At 47.3% G+C, this 524-nt stretch carries 1 protein-coding gene; it reads right to left on the minus strand.

From position 1 onward, the window contains the following. On the minus strand, positions 1 to 409 hold a 409-nt coding region (locus VU18_RS16020; RefSeq protein ID WP_047758514.1), incomplete at its 3' end, for a family 43 glycosylhydrolase. Positions 410 to 524: the final 115 nt, after the last annotated feature.

The raw sequence follows: 524 nt of genomic DNA on the forward strand, positions 1-524 counted from the left end.
CGTCCTCATCGTGAAAGAGAGACGGGTCAAACCCAGAGCTATTTAAATAAATCGGATCCGACCACTCGCCATCGATCGTGTCGCACGTCACAAGATAGTTGTGCCCATCCTTCCACTGGCCTTCGACAACTTTCACATCCGTATAAATGAGCCAAAACTTCCCGTCGCTGTACGACAAATGCGGCGCCCAAACGCCCCCGGAATCCGGGTTTCCGATCATATTCAATTGGCTTAACCGATTCAATGGCCGCGCCACCAAACGCCAATTCTTTAAATCTTTCGAATGGTAAATTCTCACCCCCGGAAACCACTCAAACGTCGAAACCGCAATGTAATAGTCGTCTCCCGCCCGGCAAATGGATGGATCGGGATGGAAGCCGGTTAAAATAGGATTTTTGATTTTGGACAATTGTACTCGTCCCCCTTTCTAAGGATGTATGTATGATTAATTTATTATCTAGACCTAACCCACTCAAACCCAATCTCCCTCAAAAACGCCCTTGCCAAAATCATATGTCCCGCAA

This window comes from Geobacillus sp. ZGt-1, assembly GCF_001026865.1.
Taxonomy (GTDB): Bacteria; Bacillota; Bacilli; order Bacillales; family Anoxybacillaceae; genus Geobacillus; species Geobacillus thermoleovorans.